Consider the following 18,402-nt stretch of genomic DNA (forward strand, 5'->3'; position numbering starts at 1 on the left):
GCACCATGACCGATCTCGCATCCGCCGTCGCCTATCTGCCGGCGCTCGTCGACGCCCAGGTCCGCCACTACCGCGCCACCGGAGCGCAGGTCGCCGTGCGCACGGCAGACGGACTGATCTCCTCGTTCGCCGTCGGCACGGCCGACGCCTCCACCGGGGAACCGCTGCGGACCGACCACCTGTTCCGCATCGCCTCGCACTCCAAGACGTTCACCGGCACCGCGGTCATGCAGCTCGTCGAGGCGGGCGCGATCCGCCTCGACGACCCGATCGGCCAGCACGTCGATGAGCTCGCGGGCTCCCCGATCGGCTCCGCGACCATCCGTGAGCTGCTCGAGCACCAGTCCGGCATCCAACGCGACGGGACGGAGGCCGATTTCTGGCAGCTGGAACGTCCGTTCCCCGACCGCGACGGACTCATCGCAGAGATCCTCGCGCACGGCACCATCGCCGGGCGCAACGAGTACTTCCGCTACTCGAACGTCGGATACTCGCTGCTCGGGCTGGCGATCGAATCAGCCAGCGGGCAGAGCTACGTGGACTACTGCCGTACCCACATCGTCGAGCCGTTGGGACTGACCCGCACGGGTGCCGAGTACGATCCGGCGCGGGCAGCAGAGTACGCCGCAGGACACACCGGGCTGCTGCTCGGCGAGCAGGATCGCCTCACGATCGACCACGTCGACACCCGCGCCATGGCCGCCGCCACCGGGTTCTACTCGACAGCGGAAGACCTCACCGTGTACGGCGCCGCCCACTGGCACGGCTCGGATGCGCTGATCTCCGCAGACTCCCAGCGCATCATGCAGCGCACCGCATCCGTGGTGCACCGCTACGGCAAGGACATCGGACGCTACGGCGTCGGCATCGAGGTGGCCTCCATCCGCGACCGCGCGGTCGTCGGACATTCCGGGGGCTACCCCGGGCACATCACGCGCACCTACATCGACCCGGTCGGCAAGATCGTGGTGAGCGTCCTCACCAACGCGGTGGACGGGCCGGCCGAGCAGATCGCCCAGGCGGTGTTCGCCGTGATCGACGCCGCACAGAGCGCGCTCCCCGGCGCCGAGAAGAAACCCGTCCCCGACGGGGTGACCGCGGCGTCTTTCACGGGTCGATACGCCTCGCTGTGGGGCCTGACGGACATCGTCGAGCTCGGCGGGCGTCTCGTGCTGGTGTCCCCCGGTGCGCGAGACGTCTACGAGAGCATGGAGGAGCTCGAGGTCGTGGATGCCGACACTCTGCGCACATTCCTGCAGCCCAGCTTCGGAGCTTCCGGCGAGCCGGTATCGTTCACTCGCAAGGGTGATGGCACGGTCGCGTCCGTCCGCGTCAACGGCATGACCCAGTGGCCGCTCGACGACTTCCTGGCACGCAGGGAGTCGATGACCCGCATCCTCAAGGAGCCTGCGACGTGACCGAACTGGAACTGACGACAGGACAACGGGTCTTCGTCGAGCAATTCGCGCTGGCGTGGCAGACCACGATGAGCAACCGGATGGAGGCGCGGATCATCGCGCTCCTGATGATCGTGGACCGGCCGTACCTCTCCAGCGGCGAGATCGCCACGCTGCTCGCCGCCAGCGCGGGTTCCGTGTCGACGGCGACGCGGCACCTCAGCGAAGTCGGCTTCATCCACCGCGTCGCCATCGCGGGCGACCGCAGCTACTACTTCGCCGTGGAAGACGACGTCTGGGGCGGATTCCTCGCCTCCGAGCGCGGCTACCTGCGCATGCTCTCCGCCGCGATCTCTGTCGGCATGGACGAGATCGAACCGGGTGGTCTGCCGCAGCGACGCCTGCGCAACGCACGCAACTACATGACCTGGCTGGCCGGGTACCACACCAAGATGCTCAGCGATTGGGAGGCGTACCGCGATGCGGAACTCGCCGAGGAACAGGCGCTCGCGCCGGAGGATGCTGATGAGCGCTGACCGCCCCGTCCTGACCGTGCGCGACCTGACAGTGCGCTTCCAGGTCGACAAGGGCCGCCAGGCCGACGTCGCCGCGGTGACGAGGCTGAGCTATGAGGTCGGCGCCGGCGAGATCCTCGCCATCGTGGGCGAATCCGGTTCGGGCAAATCCGTGAGCTCGATGGCCCTCATGGGTCTGCTGCCCGATACGGCCACCGTCACCGGGAGCGCGCGCATGGGCGACACCGAGCTGCTCGGGCTCAGCCGCACCGCGCTGTCCGACATCCGCGGCAAACGCATCTCGATGGTGTTCCAGGACGCGATCGGCGCACTCGACCCGGTCTTCACCGTGGGGTTCCAGCTGCGCGAGGTGCTGGCGCGTCACCGCCCCGATCTCGATCGCGCGCAGCGAGACGCGCGGGCGATCGAGCTGCTGCGGCTGGTGGATCTGCCCGACCCGGAGGCGCGGATGCGGTTCTACCCTCACCAGTTCTCCGGCGGTCAGTGCCAGCGCGTCATGATCGCCATGGCCCTCGCGTGCGACCCGGAGCTGCTCATCGCGGACGAGCCGACGACCGCGCTCGATGTCACGGTGCAGGCCGAGGTCCTCGATGTGCTCCGCCGGCTGCGCGATCGCACCTCCGCCGCGATCATCCTGATCACGCACGACATGGGCGTGGTCGCCGATCTGGCGGACCGCGTCGTCGTCATGCGACACGGCGAGGCCGTGGAGAGCGCGGAGGTCCACCAGCTGTTCGCCGCACCGGAAGCGGCCTACACCCAGCAGCTGCTCTCCGCCGTTCCGCGCATCGGAGCCCCCGCGCGGCTGTCCTCGTCGCAACCGGGCGCGGTCCTGGAAGTCGACGACCTCGTGGTCGAGTACTCCTCCCGACGTCGTACCGTCCGGGCGGTGGACGGCGTGAGCCTGCAGATCGCCCCCGGCGAGCTCCTCGCCCTGGTCGGCGAATCCGGGTCGGGGAAGTCCACGCTCGGACGCGCGGCCCTCGGCCTCGCGCCCATCACCTCCGGCGCCATCCGCATCAACGGCGTCGACGTCGCCTCCGGGTCCCGCGCGGCGCAACGCGACGTCCGCCGACGGGTCGGCGTGGTGTTCCAGAACCCGCTCGGCTCGATGAATCCGCGCTACACGGTCGCCGAGTCCGTCGGTGAGCCTCTCGCCGTGCACGCGGGTCTGCGCGGAGAGAAGCTGCACGCCAGGGTCACGGAGCTGCTGGAGTCCGTCGAACTGCCGGGCGCCTGGACCGAGCGCTACCCGCACGAGCTCTCGGGCGGGCAGCGTCAACGCGTCGCCATCGCCCGAGCGATCGCGCTGCAGCCGGACCTGCTGATCGCCGACGAGCCGACATCCGCGCTCGACGTCTCGGTGCAGGCGACCGTGCTCGAACTGTTCCGACGCCTGCAGCAGGAGTTCCGCTTCGCGTGCCTCTTCGTCAGCCACGACCTCGCCGTGGTCGACGAGCTGGCCGACCGCGTCGCCGTGATGCATCACGGTCGTCTCGCCGAGATCGGCGACCGGCTGCAGGTGCTCCAGGCGCCACGAGACGCGTACACCCGCACGCTCCTGGACGCCGCGCCCGTCCCCGACCCGCAGGTGCAGCGCGCGCGGCGCGCGTCCTGACCGGGCCGGGGACGGCGCGTCTCAGTCGATGGGCTCGATCACCGGGATCGCGGTCGTGATCACGGGGACGGACGCCGACAGGCGGGTGCCATCCTCGCGACGGGCGTCCGCGAACTGCCGCAGCGTCGGGCGCCCGGGGATCAGCGGCCCCTGGTCGGCGAGCGGCACGACGACCTCGGCCTCCACCGTGGCGATGTACGCCTCGTCACGCACGGTGAACGGCACCGGATCGCCGGAGCGCACCTGCACCCGCAGCTCGTCCTTCGTGATCGTCACCTGCACCGCCGACCCCTGCCACTGCAGCGGGTACGACAGCGAGGGCCAGCCCGCGGGGAGTCGCGGGTCGAAGCTGAGCTCGCCGGCGTAGTCGCGCATGCCGCCGAAGCCGCACACCAGTGCCGTCCACACACCACCGGCGGAGGCCACGTGCACGCCGTCAGCCGCATTGTGGTGCAGGTCGTGCAGATCGACGAACAGCGACTGCGAGAAGTACTCCAGCGCGAGGTCCTGATAGCCGACCTCGGCCGCGAGGATCGACTGCACCACGGCCGACAGCGTCGAGTCGCCGGTCGTCAGCGGGTCGTAGTAGTCGAAGTCCGCGCGCTTCTCCTCCGGCGAGAAGTGATTGCCCTGCAGGAACAGCGCCAGCACGACATCCGCCTGCTTCAGCACCTGGAAGCGGTAGATCACGAGGGGGTGGAAGTGCAGCAGCAGCGGGCGCTGCGAGTCGGGCGTGTGCGCCAGATCCCACACCTCGCGCTCGAGGAAGAGCGAGTCCTGCGGGTGGATGCCGAGGGCTTCGCTGTAGGGGATGAACATGGCCTCTGCCGCGCGCTCCCACGCTTCGGCCTCGCCCTCGCCCAGTCCGGTGCGTTCCACCAGCAGGGCGTAGTCCTCGGGGTAGCTCTCGGCGATCTCCCGCACGATGCGGCTGGCGTAGCGCAGGTTGTAGCGCGCCATGACGTTCGTGTAGAGGTTGTCGTTCACCACCGTCGTGTACTCGTCCGGTCCGGTCACGCCGTGGATGTGGAAGGTCTGGATGCCGTCATCCGCTCCGACCTCCTCGACCAGGCGCGAGCTGCGCCAGAAGCCCAGCGTCGCCCACAGGCGCGCGGTCTCGACCGCGACGTCTGCGCCCTCGCGGCGCAGGAACTCCTCGTCGCCCGTGGCGCGCACGTACTTGCCGAGCGCGAAGCTGACGTCGGCGTTGATGTGGTACTGCGCGGTGCCGGCGGCGTAGTAGGCCGAGGCCTCCTCGCCGTTGATCGTGCGCCACGGGAACAGCGCGCCGGCCTCGTTGAGCTGCGCGGCGCGTCGGCGCGCGGCAGGCAGCATGTGCACACGAGCGCGCAGAGCGTTGCGCGCCCACTGCGGCGACGTGTACGTGAGGAACGGGAGCACGTAGATCTCGGTGTCCCAGAAGTAGTGACCGCTGTAGCCGGAGCCGGAGACGCCCTTGGCCGGCACCCCGGTGCCGTCGGCGCGCGCGGAGGCCTGCGCGAGCTGGAACAGGCACCAGCGGGTGGCCTGCTGCAGGTCGTCGCGACCACCGATCTGCACGTCGCTGCGCTCCCAGAACGCGGAGAGCCACTCCTGCTGGCGCTGGAACTGCGTCTCGACGCCCTCGACGATCACCCGGTCCAGCGACCGGCGGCAGCGGTCGACGAGCTCACGCGGCGGCACGCCGCGCGAGGTGTGGTAGCTCACGAGCTTCGTGACGTGGATCGGGACTCCGGCCTTCGCCTGCACGCGGAACACGTTCTTGGCGATGTCGGCTTCGATGAGCGTGCGGGCGTTGTACTCGTTCTCGGTCTCGATGATGTGGTCGGCCACCACAGCCACCGTCATCCCGGAATCGGCGACGTGGTACGACAGCGCTGAGCGCAGTCCGTCCTGCCAGTGCTCGGCCGGCTCCAGCACCCGGTCGGCGATCTTCTCGGCCTTGCGCGGGTCGAATCCGGCCGGCTTCTTGGCCGCGGCGGGAGTGCCGGCGTAGACGCCGGCGCCGTCCTGGCGGTTCAGCAGCTGGCAGCTGATCGTGACGGGGGCGTCGGAGTTCTCGACGACGACCTCGAGGCGGAGCACCGCGAGATGGCGCTCCTCGAAGCTCACGATGCGCTCGTCGCGGATGCGCACCCGCTTGCCCGACGGCGTCTCCCACACCACGATGCGCTCGAGCACACCCGTGCGCATGTCGAGCGTGCGGCGGTACTCGCGCACATCGGCGACGTCGAACGAGATCGGCTCGTCGTCGACGTAGACGCGCATGACCTTCGCATCCGGCGCGTTGACGATCGTCTGGCCGACCTCGGCGAAACCGTACGCCTGCTCCGCGTGGCGGATCGGCCAGGTCTCGTGCAGTCCGTTGATGAACGTGCCGTGCTCGTGCGCACCTCGTCCTTCTATGTGGTTGCCACGCAGGCCGAGGTAGCCGTTCCCGACGGAGAACAGCGTCTCGCCGACGCCCTCCTCCGAGTAGCGCGTCTCGACGAGACGCCACGGGTCGACGGGGAAGCGGTCGCGGTCGATCATGCGGTCTCCGTGGTGAGGTTCGGGGTGAGCGGGAGGAAGCGGGAGAGATCGTCGACGACGACCGTGGCACCGGCGGCGGTCAGGGCGTCGGCACCGGCGCCGCGATCGACGCCGATGACGTCGGCGAACCCGGCGGCTGCGGCCGAGGCGACGCCGGAGGTGGCGTCCTCCACCGCGATGCTGCGTGCCGGGTCGACGCCGAGGTTCTCGGCACCGGCGCGGAACATGTCGGCGGCGGGCTTGGAGGCGAGGTTCTCGCGCTCGGCCACGACGCCGTCGACGACCACGCGGAAGTAGGAGCGGAGTCCGGCAGCGCCGAGCACCTCTTCGGCGTTCTTCGAGCTCGACACCACCCCGAGCGGGACTCCGGCCTCGTGCAGGCGCTGCACGACCGCGAGCGAGCCCGGATACGGGGCGATGCCCTCCGCGCGCAGCGAGGCGGCGAACGCATCGTTCTTGCGGTTGCCGATGCCGCAGATCGTCTCGGCCTCCGGCGGGTCGTCGACCGCGCCCCAGGGCACCTCGACATTGCGGCTGTGCAGCAGGCTGGCCACGCCGTCATAGCGCTTCTTGCCGTCGACGTAGTCGTAGTAGTCGGCGTCGGTGTAGGCGGGGGTGATCCCCCACTGCGCGAACACCTGATCGAACACCACCTTCCAGGCGCGCATGTGCACCTCGGCGGTCGGCGTGAGCACGCCGTCGAGGTCGAACAGCACGCCGTCGGCGGCGAGCAGATCGGGAAGGGCTTCGGGCACAGGAGCCTCCAGGAGAAGGGGCGAAAGGTCGGCACCTCTCCGTGCCACTGTGCAAGCGTAGTTGCCCAGTGCCATCGGGGGTAACCCCTCGGATGAGCGGTTGTTCAGAGCATCGCCGAGGTCTGCCTGGCGATCTGCAGCTCCTCGTTCGTCGGCACCACGAGAACGGTCACCGCGGAGGCATCCGTGCTGATCCGGCGGATGCCGCGCTCACGCGCCTCGTTGCGCGCGTGGTCGATCTCGACACCCGCGAATCCGAGCGTCTCCAGGGCCGCTGCGCGCACCCGCGCCGCGTTCTCCCCGACGCCGGCGGTGAACGAGATGACGTCGACACCACCGAGCTGGGCGATGTACGCACCGGCGTAGCCGCGCAGCCGATGCACGTAGACGTCGAAGGCGAGCGTGGCCGCCTCCTCCCCCGCATCGACGCCGGCGAGGATGTCACGCATGTCGCTGCGACCCGCCAGCCCCTGCAGCCCGCTGCGGGTGTTGAGCAGGGCGTCGAGGTCGTTGATCGTGAGACCGGCGCGGCGCGAGAGGTGAACGAGCGCGGCGGGGTCGAGGTCTCCGGAGCGCGTGCCCATCACGAGACCCTCCAACGGCGTGAGCCCCATGGACGTCTCGACGGAGCGTCCGCCGTCGATCGCGGTCACGGATGCGCCGTTGCCGAGGTGGAAGACGATCTGCCGCAGCTCCGCGATGTCGCGCCCGAGGTGCGCGGCGGCCGCTTCGCTCACGAACTGGTGGCTGGTGCCGTGGAAGCCGTACCGCCGCACCCGGTGGTCCTTCGCCAGCTGACTGTCGATCGCGTACGTGTAGGCGGCAGGAGGCAGCGTCTGGTGGAACGCCGTATCGAAGACCGCGACGTGCGGCACTCCCCGGAACACGGCCTTCGCCGCGAGGATGCCGGAGAGGTTCGCCGGGTTGTGCAGCGGCGCGAGCACCGAGAGCTCCTCGATCTGGCGCTCCACGTCGGCGTCGATCAGAGTCGGGGCGAAGAACCGGGCGCCCCCGTGCACCACGCGATGTCCGACCGCGACGGGCGGATGCGTGGCGAGCGAGGGGCCGTGCTCGGCGAACTGCTCGAGCATGACCGCGAAGGCCGCGTGATGGTCGGCGATCTCGCGCTCGTCGCGGTAGGTCGCGTCGAGCATCGTGGGAACCGCATCCGCATCCGTCTCCGGACGCACCGTGTGCGCGACGGGGCTGACGGGCTGTCCGATGCGCTCGATGAGACCGCTGGCGAGCTCGCTCTCGCGCTCGACGTCGATCAGGCTGTACTTCAGCGATGACGATCCGCTGTTGATCACGAGGATCGCGCTCATGCCGCCCCTCCCTGGGCCTGGATCGCGGTGATCGCGACGGTGTTGACGATGTCGTCCACCAGGGCTCCGCGCGAGAGGTCGTTGATCGGCTTGTTGAGCCCCTGCAGGACCGGGCCGATCGCCACCGCGCCCGCCGAGCGCTGCACGGCCTTGTAGGTGTTGTTGCCCGTGTTCAGGTCGGGGAACACGAACACGGTCGCGCGCCCTGCGACCGCGGAGTCGGGCAGCTTGGCCTTCGCGACCGCGGCATCGGCCGCCGCGTCGTACTGGATCGGACCCTCGACAGGCAGTTCGGGCGCCCGCTCGCGCACGAGGGCGGTGGCTTCGCGCACCTTGTCGACATCGGCGCCGGAACCGGACTCCCCCGTCGAGTACGACAGCATCGCGACACGCGGCTCGATGCCGAACTGGCGTGCGGTGGCCGCCGACGAGATCGCGATGTCGGCCAACTGCACGCTGGTCGGGTCGGGGATCACGGCACAGTCGCCGTAGACGAGCACACGGTCGGCGAGCGCCATCAGGAACACGCTCGAGACGACCTCCACCCCGGGCTTGGTCTTGATGATCTCGAACGAGGGACGGATGGTGTGCGCCGTGGTGTGCGCGGCGCCGGAGACCATGCCGTCGGCGAGACCGAGATGCACCATCATGGTGCCGAAGTACGACACGTCGGTGACGGTGTCCGCCGCCTGCGAGACCGTGATGCCCTTGTGGGCGCGGAGCCGGGCATACTCCTCCGCGAAGCGCGGCACGAGCTCCGGATCGTTCGGACTGATGACCTGGGCACCGGAGATGTCGATCCCCAGCTCGACCGCGCGGGCACGGACGGCCTGCTCATCGCCGAGGATCGTGAGGTCCGCGACCTCTCGGGCGATCAGTGTGGCGGCGGCGCGCAGGATGCGGTCGTCATCGCCCTCTGGCAGCACGATGCGCCGCCGGTCGGCGCGCGCCCGCTCGATCAGGCCGTACTCGAACATCAGCGGCGTCACGACCCGCGACTCCGCGAGCCCGAGCTGCGTGGTCAGCGAGGTGTAGTCGACGTGCGTCTGGAAGAGCCCGAGCGCGCGGTCGTAGCGGGCTCGCGAATCCGGCGAGATGCGTCCGCGGGCACCCATCACGCGCACGGCCGTGTCATAGGTGCCGAGGTCGGTCGCGATGATCGGCACCGTCGACGAGAAGCCGTCGAGGAGCCGCACGATCGGCTCCGGCAGCGGGAAGGGGCCGTTCAGGATGATGCCGGCGACGCGGGGGAAGGTGCCGGAGGCGTCGGCCAAGAGCGTCGCGAGCAGCACCTCGGTGCGGTCGGCCGGGATCACCACGACCGCCTCCTCGGTGAGGCGCGGCAGCACGTTCACCATCGACATCCCCGCCACGACGATCGTCAGCGCCTCGCGTCCGAGCCGGTCGGCGTCGCCCTTGATCAGGCGCCCGTCGACCGCCGACAGGATGCCGCGGATCGACGGGGCGACCAGCGTGCGGTCCTCCGGGAGCGCCCACACCGGGGTCTGCTTCTGCGGACGGATGCCGCGCACGGCGGCGATGATGTCGGGGAGCGCATCGGGGTCCGCCCTGTTGACGATGACGGCGAAGAGCTCCGCACGTTCCGCGTCGAGCTCGGCGAGCGCGAGGGCGGCGATCTGACCCACCGCTCCGGCGGCGCGCGCCGTCGTCGTGCCGAGCTGCTCCGCCTGACGCTGCTGGTCGCGTCCGCTGAGGACCAGCAGCACGGGGGCGCCGAGGTTGGCGGCGATGCGGGCGTTGAACCCGAGCTCGGCGGGGCTGGCGACATCGGTGTAGTCGCTGCCGATGATCACGACCGCGTCGCACTGCGCCTCGACGGCCTTGAACCGCGCGACGATCGTCGACAGCGCGGCCTCAGGGTCGTGGCGCACGTCGTCATAGGTGACCCCGATGCAGTCCTCGTAGTCGAGGTGCACCCCGTCGTGCGCGAGCAGCAGTTCGAGGATCTCGTCGCGCTCGGCGACCGAGCGGGCGATCGGCCGGAAGACCCCGACGCGAGGGCTGACGCGCATCAGCGCATCGAGCACTCCGAGCGCGATCGTGGACTTGCCGGTATGACCTTCGGCCGAGGTGATGTAGATGCTCCGCGCCACCCCTCCAGCTTAGGCGGGTCCCGCAGACGGCGCGCCGGTCAGCAGCCGCGGGAGAGGCCGTCGACCACGGCGACGGCATCGGCCTCGTAGCGGGAGTAGTAGTCGCGGTCGGTGTTGATCTGCACCCGGTGGATGGCGTGCGACCGCTCCATCCGCTGCCAGTCGGGCAGCCGTGCCAGTCGGGTGAAGAACAGCGTGGCCGAGGTCGCCGGGTCCATCCGCTGCTCCACGCTCCCCCACCAGTCCTGCTGCTGGAAGAGCCCGATGCTGCTGGTGCGCGTGCCGTCGGGATTGGTGAAACCGCTGGTCTCCCAGTCGCCGTAGTCGATGTTGCGCAGGCTGCTCTCGCCCATCGCCGTCATGACGCCCAGGACCTGCCCGTCGCGGCCGAGTCCGAGAGCGGATGCCGTGGTCATGATCGTGGCGGCGTTCTCCAGCTGCTCGCCGTGCCATCCCTCGATCCCTGCCTCGGGGAAGGTGCCCGGATCGTCGGCGCACACGACGACCGGATCGTGGGCGATGCGGAGCGGGATCAGCACCGCGGCCCCGACGACCGCCGCGACCACGGCAGTGGAGATGAGGATGCGGCGCAGCGCCCGTCGGCGCCGCAGCCGGATCGCGGCCCGGGCGCGCGCGCCCGGCTTGCGCTTGGTGGCGCGCTTCCGCGGCCGCGCGCGGCTCTTGGCGCGCGGGGCGCTCATCCGCTGCGGTCCCGAAGCGCCGCCGGACCTCGGCGACGTCCGGCCAATGCCGCGACGCCTCCTCCGATCGCACCGAACAGGTGCGCCTGCCACGAGATCCCCTCGCTCACGCCGACGACGCCGGCGAGCATGGATCCGCCGTAGAGCGCGATCACGATGAGCGCCACCGCGGCGTACAGGATGCGGTGCGCGACCCTGGCCGGTGCGAACACCCGCATCACGATGTAGCCGAAGTATCCGAACACGAGCCCGGAGGCGCCGACGGTAAGGGTGCCGGGGGTGTTGAACACCCAGGTGCCGAGACCGCCGATGACAGCGATGAACGCGGTGACGGCCCAGAAGCGGCGAGCGCCTTCCACCGCGACCAGGCAGCCGAGCACCAGGAGGGGAAGGGAGTTGGCCAGCAGATGACCCCAGCTCGCATGCAGCAGCGGTGATGCGACGATGCCGCCGAGACCCGCGAGGTCCCACGAGCGCAGACCGAACCCCGAGAAAGACCCGGGCAGGAGCGCGTCGGCCAGCTGGATGATCCACATGAGGGCGAGCAGGATGACCGGCGAGGCGAAACGGCTCAGCGCGGTCGAGCGCGGGGAAGCGGCGGGGCTGGTCACGTCACGATCCTCGCAGTGCCGCCCCGGAGGACGCTGAAAAAGAAAGTGACCCTCCGCGCACCCAGCAGAGCCCGGTTACCCTTGCTGCGTTTCCGCCCTGGGGGAATTGGCCTGGATGCCGTCACGCGGAGAGCCGTCATCCATCCTAACCCGATGACGGCCGATGCTCCGACACCGGTCGCCGCCGACGCCCAGGCTCAGGGCAACCTGCCAGAGCGGCGCCCTCCCCCTCGGGTTACGATCGAGTAACGCGCACAGAAGCGCCTCACGCGAGAGGGAACGCATGCCCGACAACTCCCCCCTGATCACAGCCGAGCAGTTCGCGGCGCAGACCTCCGCGATCCTCGGCTCGGTGGGCCAGGTGATCGACGGAAAGCCCGACGCCGTCCGCAGCGCGCTGGTCTGCCTCCTCGCCGAGGGCCACCTGCTGATCGAGGATGTTCCGGGCGTCGGCAAGACGATGCTCGCCCGCGCTCTCGCCGCCAGCGTGGATGCGACGGTGCGGCGCATCCAGTTCACCCCCGACCTGCTCCCCGGCGATGTCACCGGCGTCTCGGTGTACAACCCGGTGGATCGGGAGTTCGAGTTCAAGCGCGGCGCCGTGTTCGCGCACATCGTGATCGCCGACGAGATCAACCGCTCGTCGCCCAAGACCCAGTCCGCGCTCCTGGAGGCGATGGAGGAGGGGCAGGTCACGGTCGACGGCTCCACGCACCTCCTCCCCGATCCGTTCCTGGTCGTCGCGACCCAGAACCCGCTGGAGATGGAGGGCACCTACGCGCTCCCCGAGGCCCAGCGAGACCGCTTCATGATGCGCATCTCGATGGGATATCCGGATGCCGCCGCCGAGGCCCTCATGCTGCGCCAGCGCGATGTCGTGAATCCGTTGAGCGCGGTGTCCCCCGTCGCCGATGCGACCTCCATCGCGCACCTCATCGCCTGGGGGCGGTCGGTTCACGTCGCCCCCGCGCTCGAGGAGTACGCGGTCGCCCTGGCCCAGGCCACCCGCTCCGACCCCAACCTGCACCTGGGCGCGAGCCCGCGCGCCACCCTGCAGCTCGTCAGGGCAGCCAAGGTGTGGGCGGCGCTCGACGGACGCGACTACGTCATCCCCGACGATCTGACCGCACTGCTGATCCCCGTGTTCGCGCACCGCCTGCTGCCCGCACGCGGAGCGCACCGAGCCGGCGCACAGCCGGTGGAGGCGGCACTGACCCAGATCGTCGAGCGCGTACGGGTCCCCGTCGCCACCCGTTCCTGATCGAGACGCCATGAGACGCCGTCGAGCACTGACCTTCCGCGGGGCGGGTGCGCTGGTCGCCGCACTGGGCTGCATCGTCGTCGCGAATCTGGTGGGTGCGCCCATCCTGGTCTACATCGGCGTGCTGCTGGTCCTGCTGACCGGCTTCTCGCTGATCGTGGTGCACGCGCCCCGACGCACCGGCACGGTCTCGCGGCAGGTCTCGACCGATCTGCTGACCGTCTCCGAGACGTCGAGGGTCACGCTGCGCTTCACCCTCCGCTCCATCCGCGTTCCCCACGGCCTCTGGCACGACGTGCTGCCGGATGCAGTCTCCGGCGATTCCAGCGGAGAGTATCCGCCGGAGTCGGGCCGGCTCGACTATCAGATCACGGGCATCCGACGCGGCGTCTGGCCGATCGGCCCGCTCATGCTGCGCACGGTCGACCCCTTCGGCCTTGCCCAGAGGGAGCAGGCGTTCGGAGAGCACCGCACGGTGACCGTCGTCCCCGAGGTCGTCGCCCTCGCCCCGCTCAGCGTGAAGGTCGGCGCCGCAGGCGGGACCGCTCAGACCTCGTCGAGCCGACTGGGTCAGGGCAGCGACAACCTCTCGCCCCGCCGCTACATCCCCGGCGACTCGATGCGCCGCATCCATTGGCGGGCAACCGCGCACCGCGGTCAGCTGATGGTGCGCCAGGAAGAGGAGGAGTCCAGCCCGGATGCCCTGGTGGTGCTGGACCGCAGCAGCGCGCACTGGGACGTCCCCGGAGCGGAGGCGGATGCCGCCTTCGAAGCGGCCGTCTCGCTCTGCGCCTCCGCCGCCATCCACCTGGCCGGCGAAGGCTACGGCGTCGAGGTGATCGACAGCACCGGATTCTCGCTCGGCACGCTGCGCGGGCATGAGGACGACCGCGACGGACTGCTGGTCGCTCTGGCGATGGTGTCGCCGCGCGGTGACTCCCGTGATCTGACGACCCTGATCGGCGGCACTCCCCCGGGACCGCTCGTGTACATCACCGGACGCATCGACGAGGAGGACGCAGCGCTGCTGCGCCCCTCCGGTGCGGCCGCGGCTCTGCTGTTCAGCACGGATCCGCTCGCCGGTGCGAGTGCCGCGGCGGCGCAGCACGGCTGGACGGTGGCCACTCTCGGCGATGACATCGCGGAGGCGTGGGAAGACGCTCTGCCCACGCAGATCGGAGTCGCCGATGTTCCGCGCTGAGGACGGTCGGACCGCACGCACGATGGCGGAACGCCCCGCTCCCACCTGGCACCGAGACCATGAGGACGAGAACGGGGTGCTGGCACCGGCCGCCCTCGCCGCAGCGGCCGCCCTCGTCGCGATGTGGCCGTACACCTCGGTCATCGAACCGGGCGCGTGGTCGTTCATCGTGCTCGCCGTGATCACCGCGGTCGGTGTCACCGGCGCGCTCGTTCGCACCTGGATGCGGCGGCGCGCCGAATGGCTCCGCGATCTGACCGCCTTCGCCGTGCAGATCGCCGTCGCCGTCGCCGTCCTGACCAGGCTCGTCGCCGGGGACTCCGCGATCCTCGGGATCATCCCCACCCCCACGACCTTCTCCGTGTTCCGCACGCTCGCCGCAGCGGCCTGGGAGGAGATCGCCTTCGGCGCGGCTCCGCTGGCGGCGACGGCGGGGCTCGCCGCCGTGCTCGGCGCCGGGTTCGCACTGGTCGCGATCCTGCTCGACCACCTCGTCTTCCACCGCGCGGCGATCCTCTCGATCGTCCTCACCGGCGTGCTCGGGGCGGTGCCGATGATCGTGACCCTGGGCGACGCGAACGTCGTGTGGTTCGTGCTCCTCGGGCTCCTCGCCCTGGTGCTGCTGCGCTTCACTGCGCGCCGGCATCCGCTCGCGCCCCGCCGATCGTCCGCCTCGCTCGCTGCGGGCGTCGGAGTCGCCGCGCTGGCCGTGACGATCGTGGTCGCGCCGGGCCTCCCGGTCGCTGCGACCCTCGCCGGCACCGGAGCGGGGATCACGGTCGACGCCTCCCTCCGGCTCGGAGACGACCTGCGCCAGCCCAACCCCGTCGAGGTGCTGACGGTGGCGACCAAGAACGATGTCGCACCGTACCTGCGCCTGACCACGTTGTCTCACTTCAACGGCAGGGTATGGGAGCCCGACCGCGGCGACCTGAACGCGCAGAGCGAGGGTTTCGGTGACCCCGAGTGGGGCGAGGAGATCGCCACGAAGGACACGTCGACTTCGATCCGCGTGCTGCGGATGTCGAGCTCCTGGCTGCCGCTCCCCTACCCGGCGACCGGAGTGCAAGGCGTGTCCGACACCTGGCGGGTGATGCCGGACAACCGCACCCTGGTGTCGCGCAATGCGGATGCCGTGGGCAACGACTACACCGTGGCTTCCACGCGCGTCTCGCCGACCCTCGAGCAGATCCGCGCCATCGATGCGGCCCCGCGGGTGGTCGACGAGGACGAGGATGCGGTCGAGCTTCCCGCCGTCATCGGTGACCTCGCTGCAGAGGTGACCGCGGACGCGACGACGGACTACGACCGCCTCGTCGCTCTGCAGAGCTGGTTCCGCAGCTCCTTCACCTACTCGCTGGAGACCCCCGTCGAGGAGGGTTTCGACGGCACCGGCGCCGACGCCGTCGCCCAGTTCCTCGACGTCCGCTCGGGGTACTGCGTGCACTTCGCCGGGGCGTTCGCCTTGATGGCGCAGAGCCTCGACATGCAGGTGCGGATCGTGGTCGGCTACCTCCCCGGTTCCCTCACCGACGAGAAGCGGGGTGAGGAGTCGATCTTCTCGGTCGAGAGCGACCAGTTGCACTCGTGGCCGGAGGTGCTGTTCCCCGGCGTCGGCTGGGTACCCTTCGAACCCACCGCTTCGCTCGGCGTGCCGACCGCCTTCGCCGCCGCCCCGACCCAGGGCACGGGAACGGACGGGCCGTCCGCGCCGGCGCCGACGGCCACGCCGCGACCCGAGCAGACGACCGGGCCAGAGGCGGACCGCCCCGATGCGGGTGACAACAGCTCGTCCGCCGGCACGCAGCGCCGCCTGGATCCGACGCCGGTCCTGTTGACCGTCGTCGGCGCCCTCGTGCTGCTGCTCCTGCCCGCCCTCGTGCGCGGCGCCGAGCGCGGACTGCGGCTGCGGCGTGCCCGCGGAGGCGACGCGGGAGCGGCCTGGGCCGAGCTTCGCGACACCATGATCGATCTGCGGCTTCCGGTATCGGATGCCGACACCCCCCGCGTGCGCGGAGCGGCGCTGGTCCGCGAGTGCGGTGTCGATCCTGCGGAGATGCGCGCCCTGACCGACGCGGTCGAGCAGGCGAACTACGCACGCCCCGGCGCCCTCGCGGAGGATCTCGCCGGGCCGCTGCGCAGCGTGCTGGGTGCGATGCATGCCCGCGGCGATCGACTCACCCGGACGAAGGCACTGCTGGTGCCGCGGTCGCTGTTCGCGAGCCGCGACGTCGACGCGGCGACGGTGGTCTGACGAGAGCCCGATCGCCGCGAGATCAGACGGCGGCGTGCTCGGCGCAGTACACCGCGTCGCAGTCCTCGCACACCACGGACTGCACGCGGCAGCTCAGGTCGGGGCAGTTCGCCGTGCGCTTGGTCGCGGCTCCGCATCCGACGCATTCTCCGATCACGGCCGTGTGATCGGAGAAGTCCACGGATCCACGCTTGTCGAACACGTAGAGCGAGCCGTCCCAGTAGCCGTCGTCGCCGTACTTCTCGCCGTAGCGGACGATGCCGCCCTCCAGCTGATAGACCTCACCGAACCCCCGAGCAGTCATCAGGCTCGACAGCACCTCGCACCGGATGCCGCCGGTGCAGTACGTCACCACCGGCTTGCCCTTGAGATCGTCGTACGCGCCGGAGTCGAGCAGCCGCACGAAGTCGCGGGTCGTCTCGGTATCGGGCACGACGGCTCCGCGGAACCGGCCGATCTGCGCCTCCAGGGAGTTGCGGCCGTCGAAGAACACCACGTCGTCGCCGCGTTCGTCCATCAGCGCGTGCAGCTCCTCGGGACTGAGCCTCGTGCCCCCGCCGACCACTCCGTGCTCGTCGACGCGGAGCTCGCCCGGCGCTCCGAACGACACGATCTCGTCGCGCACCTTGACGCTGAGCTTGGGGAAGTCCAGGCTCCGCCCGTCGGCGTCGACACCGGTCCCTTCGCTCCACTTGATGTCGGCATCCGCGAACGGCGCGTACGAGCGGAACGACCGAGCCCACTTCTTGAGCGCGGGCAGATCGCCGCCGAGGGTGCCGTTGACGCCGTCCTTCGAGATCAGGAGACGCCCGCGCAGCCCGAGCGCTTCACCGAGGTCCCGTTGCCAGAGCCGGATGGCCTCGGGGTCCGCGAGCGGGGTGAAGGCGTAGAAGAGCACGATCTTGGGGGTTGCCACCTAGGGATCCTACGTCGTCGAGTCCCGTCGCCACTGCTCGGCGAGCACTGACGCGTCCTCGGGATCCGTCACGATGCCCGACACCTCGTCGAGCCCGACGACGGGGAACCGCGACGCCGCGCCGATCTTCTCCGCGCTGCCCAGCACGTACACGTCGGCACTCCGGGCGGCGAGGGCCCGCTTGACGACGGCGTCGTCGAGGACGCCGGTGGTGAGTCCGTGGTCCGGGTGGATTCCGGTGACACCCAGGAAGAAGGCGTCGGCGCCGAGACGCGCGATCGCCTCCAGAGCCAGCGCTCCACCGGCGACGAGCGAGTGCCTGCTCACCTCACCGCCGACGATCAGCACGCGCGCCGGGGAGTGCTCGGCGACAGCCACGGCCACAGCGGGGCTCGGGGTGATCACGGTGAGCGAGGGGTCCTGCGGCAGCATCCGCGCCATCGCGAGCGTGGTCGTGCCCGCGTCGAGGATGATCGTCGACCCCGGATGGATCAGCGCGACGGCCGCGCGCGCCACCCGCTCCTTGCTGTCGGTCGCGACCGTGCTGCGCTGCGCGACCGGTGCCTCGGCCGCCGGCACGGGGAGCGCCCCGCCGTACACGCGCACGCACAGGCCCGCGTCGGCGAGCTCCCGGAGATCGCGGCGGATGGAGTCCTCCGAGACTTCGAGGTCGACGGCGACGTCCTTCGCGACCACCCGTCCGTCCTTTACGAGGAGTGCGAGCAGATGATCCTTGCGCTGTGCACCGAGCATTCACGCTTCTTCCTGTTATTTCACGTTTCTGCATGGTTAACGCTACAGTCTCCGACATGCAGAAGCCACTCCTGATCCTGATCGCCGGCCCCTATCGCTCCGGCACCGACGGCGACCCGGCCGCCATCGCCCGCAACCTCGCACGGCTCGAAGAGGCGGCGGCCCCTCTGCACCGCCTCGGACACATTCCGATGATCGGCGAATGGGTCGCGCTCCCCGTGCTCCGCGGCCTCGACGCGGCCGAAGAAGCCGAAGGGGACGTGATGTACGACGTCGCCGCCCGACTGCTGCAGCACTGCGACGGCGTTCTGCGGCTCCCCGGCGCATCCACCGGCGCGGACAACGACGTCGCGATCGCCCGCGAGCGCGGGCTTCCCGTGTACTTCTCGATCGACGAGGTCCCGGCCGCGAACGGCGCTTAGGTGCGG

At 70.3% G+C, this 18,402-nt stretch carries 15 protein-coding genes and 1 other RNA gene; 7 read left to right on the forward strand and 9 right to left on the reverse strand.

The window, feature by feature from the left end; all coding sequences use genetic code 11:
• The first annotated feature begins 5 nt into the window (after nt 1-5).
• Genes ACIOVG_RS16565 through ACIOVG_RS16575 form a run of 3 tightly spaced genes read left to right on the forward strand, consistent with a single transcriptional unit; the run spans nt 6 to nt 3,551 of the window.
• Nucleotides 6-1,418, forward strand: coding sequence for a serine hydrolase domain-containing protein (locus ACIOVG_RS16565; protein WP_400875857.1), 1,413 nt, complete (start codon nt 6-8; stop codon nt 1,416-1,418).
• Nucleotides 1,415-1,933, forward strand: a complete 519-nt coding sequence (locus ACIOVG_RS16570; protein WP_400875859.1) for a GbsR/MarR family transcriptional regulator — start codon at nt 1,415-1,417, stop codon at nt 1,931-1,933. The genes ACIOVG_RS16565 and ACIOVG_RS16570 overlap by 4 nt, the downstream gene beginning before the upstream one ends.
• A complete protein-coding gene (locus ACIOVG_RS16575) occupies nt 1,923-3,551 on the forward strand; it encodes a dipeptide ABC transporter ATP-binding protein (RefSeq protein ID WP_400875861.1) in 1,629 nt (542 codons plus the stop codon). Before ACIOVG_RS16570 ends, ACIOVG_RS16575 begins: the two co-directional genes overlap by 11 nt.
• Before the next feature lie 21 nt (nt 3,552-3,572).
• Here the strand turns inward: ACIOVG_RS16575 and ACIOVG_RS16580 are convergent, their stop codons facing one another.
• The 7 genes from ACIOVG_RS16580 to ffs form a co-directional block, all read right to left on the reverse strand.
• On the reverse strand, nt 3,573-6,083 hold the full coding sequence (locus tag ACIOVG_RS16580; RefSeq protein ID WP_400875864.1) for a glycoside hydrolase family 65 protein: 2,511 nt from the start codon (nt 6,081-6,083) through the stop codon (nt 3,573-3,575).
• Nucleotides 6,080-6,838 (reverse strand): HAD family hydrolase, encoded by a 759-nt coding sequence (locus ACIOVG_RS16585; RefSeq protein ID WP_400875867.1) that lies wholly within the window; start codon nt 6,836-6,838, stop codon nt 6,080-6,082. The genes ACIOVG_RS16580 and ACIOVG_RS16585 overlap by 4 nt, the downstream gene beginning before the upstream one ends.
• A 104-nt stretch (nt 6,839-6,942) precedes the next feature.
• On the reverse strand, nt 6,943-8,163 hold the full coding sequence (locus ACIOVG_RS16590) for an acetate/propionate family kinase (protein ID WP_400875870.1): 1,221 nt from the start codon (nt 8,161-8,163) through the stop codon (nt 6,943-6,945).
• The gene (gene pta / locus ACIOVG_RS16595; protein ID WP_400875873.1) at nt 8,160-10,277 is read right to left on the reverse strand and encodes a phosphate acetyltransferase; all 2,118 of its coding nucleotides are present in this window, start codon (nt 10,275-10,277) and stop codon (nt 8,160-8,162) included. Before pta ends, ACIOVG_RS16590 begins: the two co-directional genes overlap by 4 nt.
• Nucleotides 10,278-10,315: 38 nt before the next feature.
• Nucleotides 10,316-10,978: a hypothetical protein gene (locus ACIOVG_RS16600; protein WP_400875876.1), complete on the reverse strand. Its 663-nt coding sequence runs from the start codon at nt 10,976-10,978 to the stop codon at nt 10,316-10,318.
• Complete coding sequence (locus tag ACIOVG_RS16605) at nt 10,975-11,589, reverse strand: rhomboid family intramembrane serine protease (RefSeq protein WP_400875879.1); 615 nt, start codon at nt 11,587-11,589, stop codon at nt 10,975-10,977. Before ACIOVG_RS16605 ends, ACIOVG_RS16600 begins: the two co-directional genes overlap by 4 nt.
• A gap of 41 nt (nt 11,590-11,630) precedes the next feature.
• Nucleotides 11,631-11,727: signal recognition particle sRNA small type (gene ffs, locus ACIOVG_RS16610), an RNA gene on the reverse strand.
• A gap of 145 nt (nt 11,728-11,872) precedes the next feature.
• On the opposite strand from ffs, the gene ACIOVG_RS16615 reads away from it, so the two are divergent.
• Genes ACIOVG_RS16615 through ACIOVG_RS16625 form a run of 3 tightly spaced genes read left to right on the forward strand, consistent with a single transcriptional unit; the run spans nt 11,873 to nt 16,305 of the window.
• Complete coding sequence (locus ACIOVG_RS16615; protein WP_400875882.1) at nt 11,873-12,850, forward strand: AAA family ATPase; 978 nt, start codon at nt 11,873-11,875, stop codon at nt 12,848-12,850.
• 10 nt (nt 12,851-12,860) lie between these two features.
• On the forward strand, nt 12,861-14,051 hold the full coding sequence (locus ACIOVG_RS16620) for a DUF58 domain-containing protein (RefSeq protein ID WP_400875884.1): 1,191 nt from the start codon (nt 12,861-12,863) through the stop codon (nt 14,049-14,051).
• A complete protein-coding gene (locus ACIOVG_RS16625; protein ID WP_400875887.1) occupies nt 14,038-16,305 on the forward strand; it encodes a transglutaminaseTgpA domain-containing protein in 2,268 nt (755 codons plus the stop codon). The genes ACIOVG_RS16620 and ACIOVG_RS16625 overlap by 14 nt, the downstream gene beginning before the upstream one ends.
• A 22-nt stretch (nt 16,306-16,327) precedes the next feature.
• On the opposite strand, the gene ACIOVG_RS16630 is transcribed toward ACIOVG_RS16625, so the two are convergent.
• Together ACIOVG_RS16630 and ACIOVG_RS16635 are read right to left on the reverse strand one after the other, a co-directional pair.
• A complete protein-coding gene (locus ACIOVG_RS16630; protein ID WP_400875890.1) occupies nt 16,328-17,221 on the reverse strand; it encodes a rhodanese-related sulfurtransferase in 894 nt (297 codons plus the stop codon).
• Between the two features lie 9 nt (nt 17,222-17,230).
• Entirely contained in the window at nt 17,231-17,974 is a 744-nt protein-coding gene (locus ACIOVG_RS16635; protein WP_400875892.1) for a DeoR/GlpR family DNA-binding transcription regulator, read from the reverse strand.
• A gap of 56 nt (nt 17,975-18,030) precedes the next feature.
• Here ACIOVG_RS16635 and ACIOVG_RS16640 point away from each other — a divergent pair, with 56 nt between their 5' ends.
• A complete protein-coding gene (locus ACIOVG_RS16640; RefSeq protein WP_400875895.1) occupies nt 18,031-18,396 on the forward strand; it encodes a DUF4406 domain-containing protein in 366 nt (121 codons plus the stop codon).
• Nucleotides 18,397-18,402 lie beyond the last annotated feature (6 nt).

The sequence above is a fragment of the Microbacterium sp. NPDC087591 genome (genome assembly GCF_044743625.1).
GTDB lineage: Bacteria > Actinomycetota > Actinomycetes > Actinomycetales > Microbacteriaceae > Microbacterium.

What these genes read in the sequence shown, in the direction of transcription:
- ACIOVG_RS16635 (WP_400875892.1), bottom strand. Translation starts at nt 17,974, where the DNA reads ATGCTCGGTGCACAGCGCAAGGATCATCTGCTCGCACTCCTCGTAAAG.
- ACIOVG_RS16625 (WP_400875887.1), top strand. Translation starts at nt 14,038, where the DNA reads ATGTTCCGCGCTGAGGACGGTCGGACCGCACGCACGATGGCGGAACGC.
- ACIOVG_RS16575 (WP_400875861.1), top strand. Translation starts at nt 1,923, where the DNA reads ATGAGCGCTGACCGCCCCGTCCTGACCGTGCGCGACCTGACAGTGCGC.
- ACIOVG_RS16620 (WP_400875884.1), top strand. Translation starts at nt 12,861, where the DNA reads ATGAGACGCCGTCGAGCACTGACCTTCCGCGGGGCGGGTGCGCTGGTC.
- ACIOVG_RS16600 (WP_400875876.1), bottom strand. Translation starts at nt 10,978, where the DNA reads ATGAGCGCCCCGCGCGCCAAGAGCCGCGCGCGGCCGCGGAAGCGCGCC.
- ACIOVG_RS16640 (WP_400875895.1), top strand. Translation starts at nt 18,031, where the DNA reads ATGCAGAAGCCACTCCTGATCCTGATCGCCGGCCCCTATCGCTCCGGC.
- ACIOVG_RS16590 (WP_400875870.1), bottom strand. Translation starts at nt 8,163, where the DNA reads ATGAGCGCGATCCTCGTGATCAACAGCGGATCGTCATCGCTGAAGTAC.
- ACIOVG_RS16580 (WP_400875864.1), bottom strand. Translation starts at nt 6,083, where the DNA reads ATGATCGACCGCGACCGCTTCCCCGTCGACCCGTGGCGTCTCGTCGAG.
- ACIOVG_RS16615 (WP_400875882.1), top strand. Translation starts at nt 11,873, where the DNA reads ATGCCCGACAACTCCCCCCTGATCACAGCCGAGCAGTTCGCGGCGCAG.
- ACIOVG_RS16565 (WP_400875857.1), top strand. Translation starts at nt 6, where the DNA reads ATGACCGATCTCGCATCCGCCGTCGCCTATCTGCCGGCGCTCGTCGAC.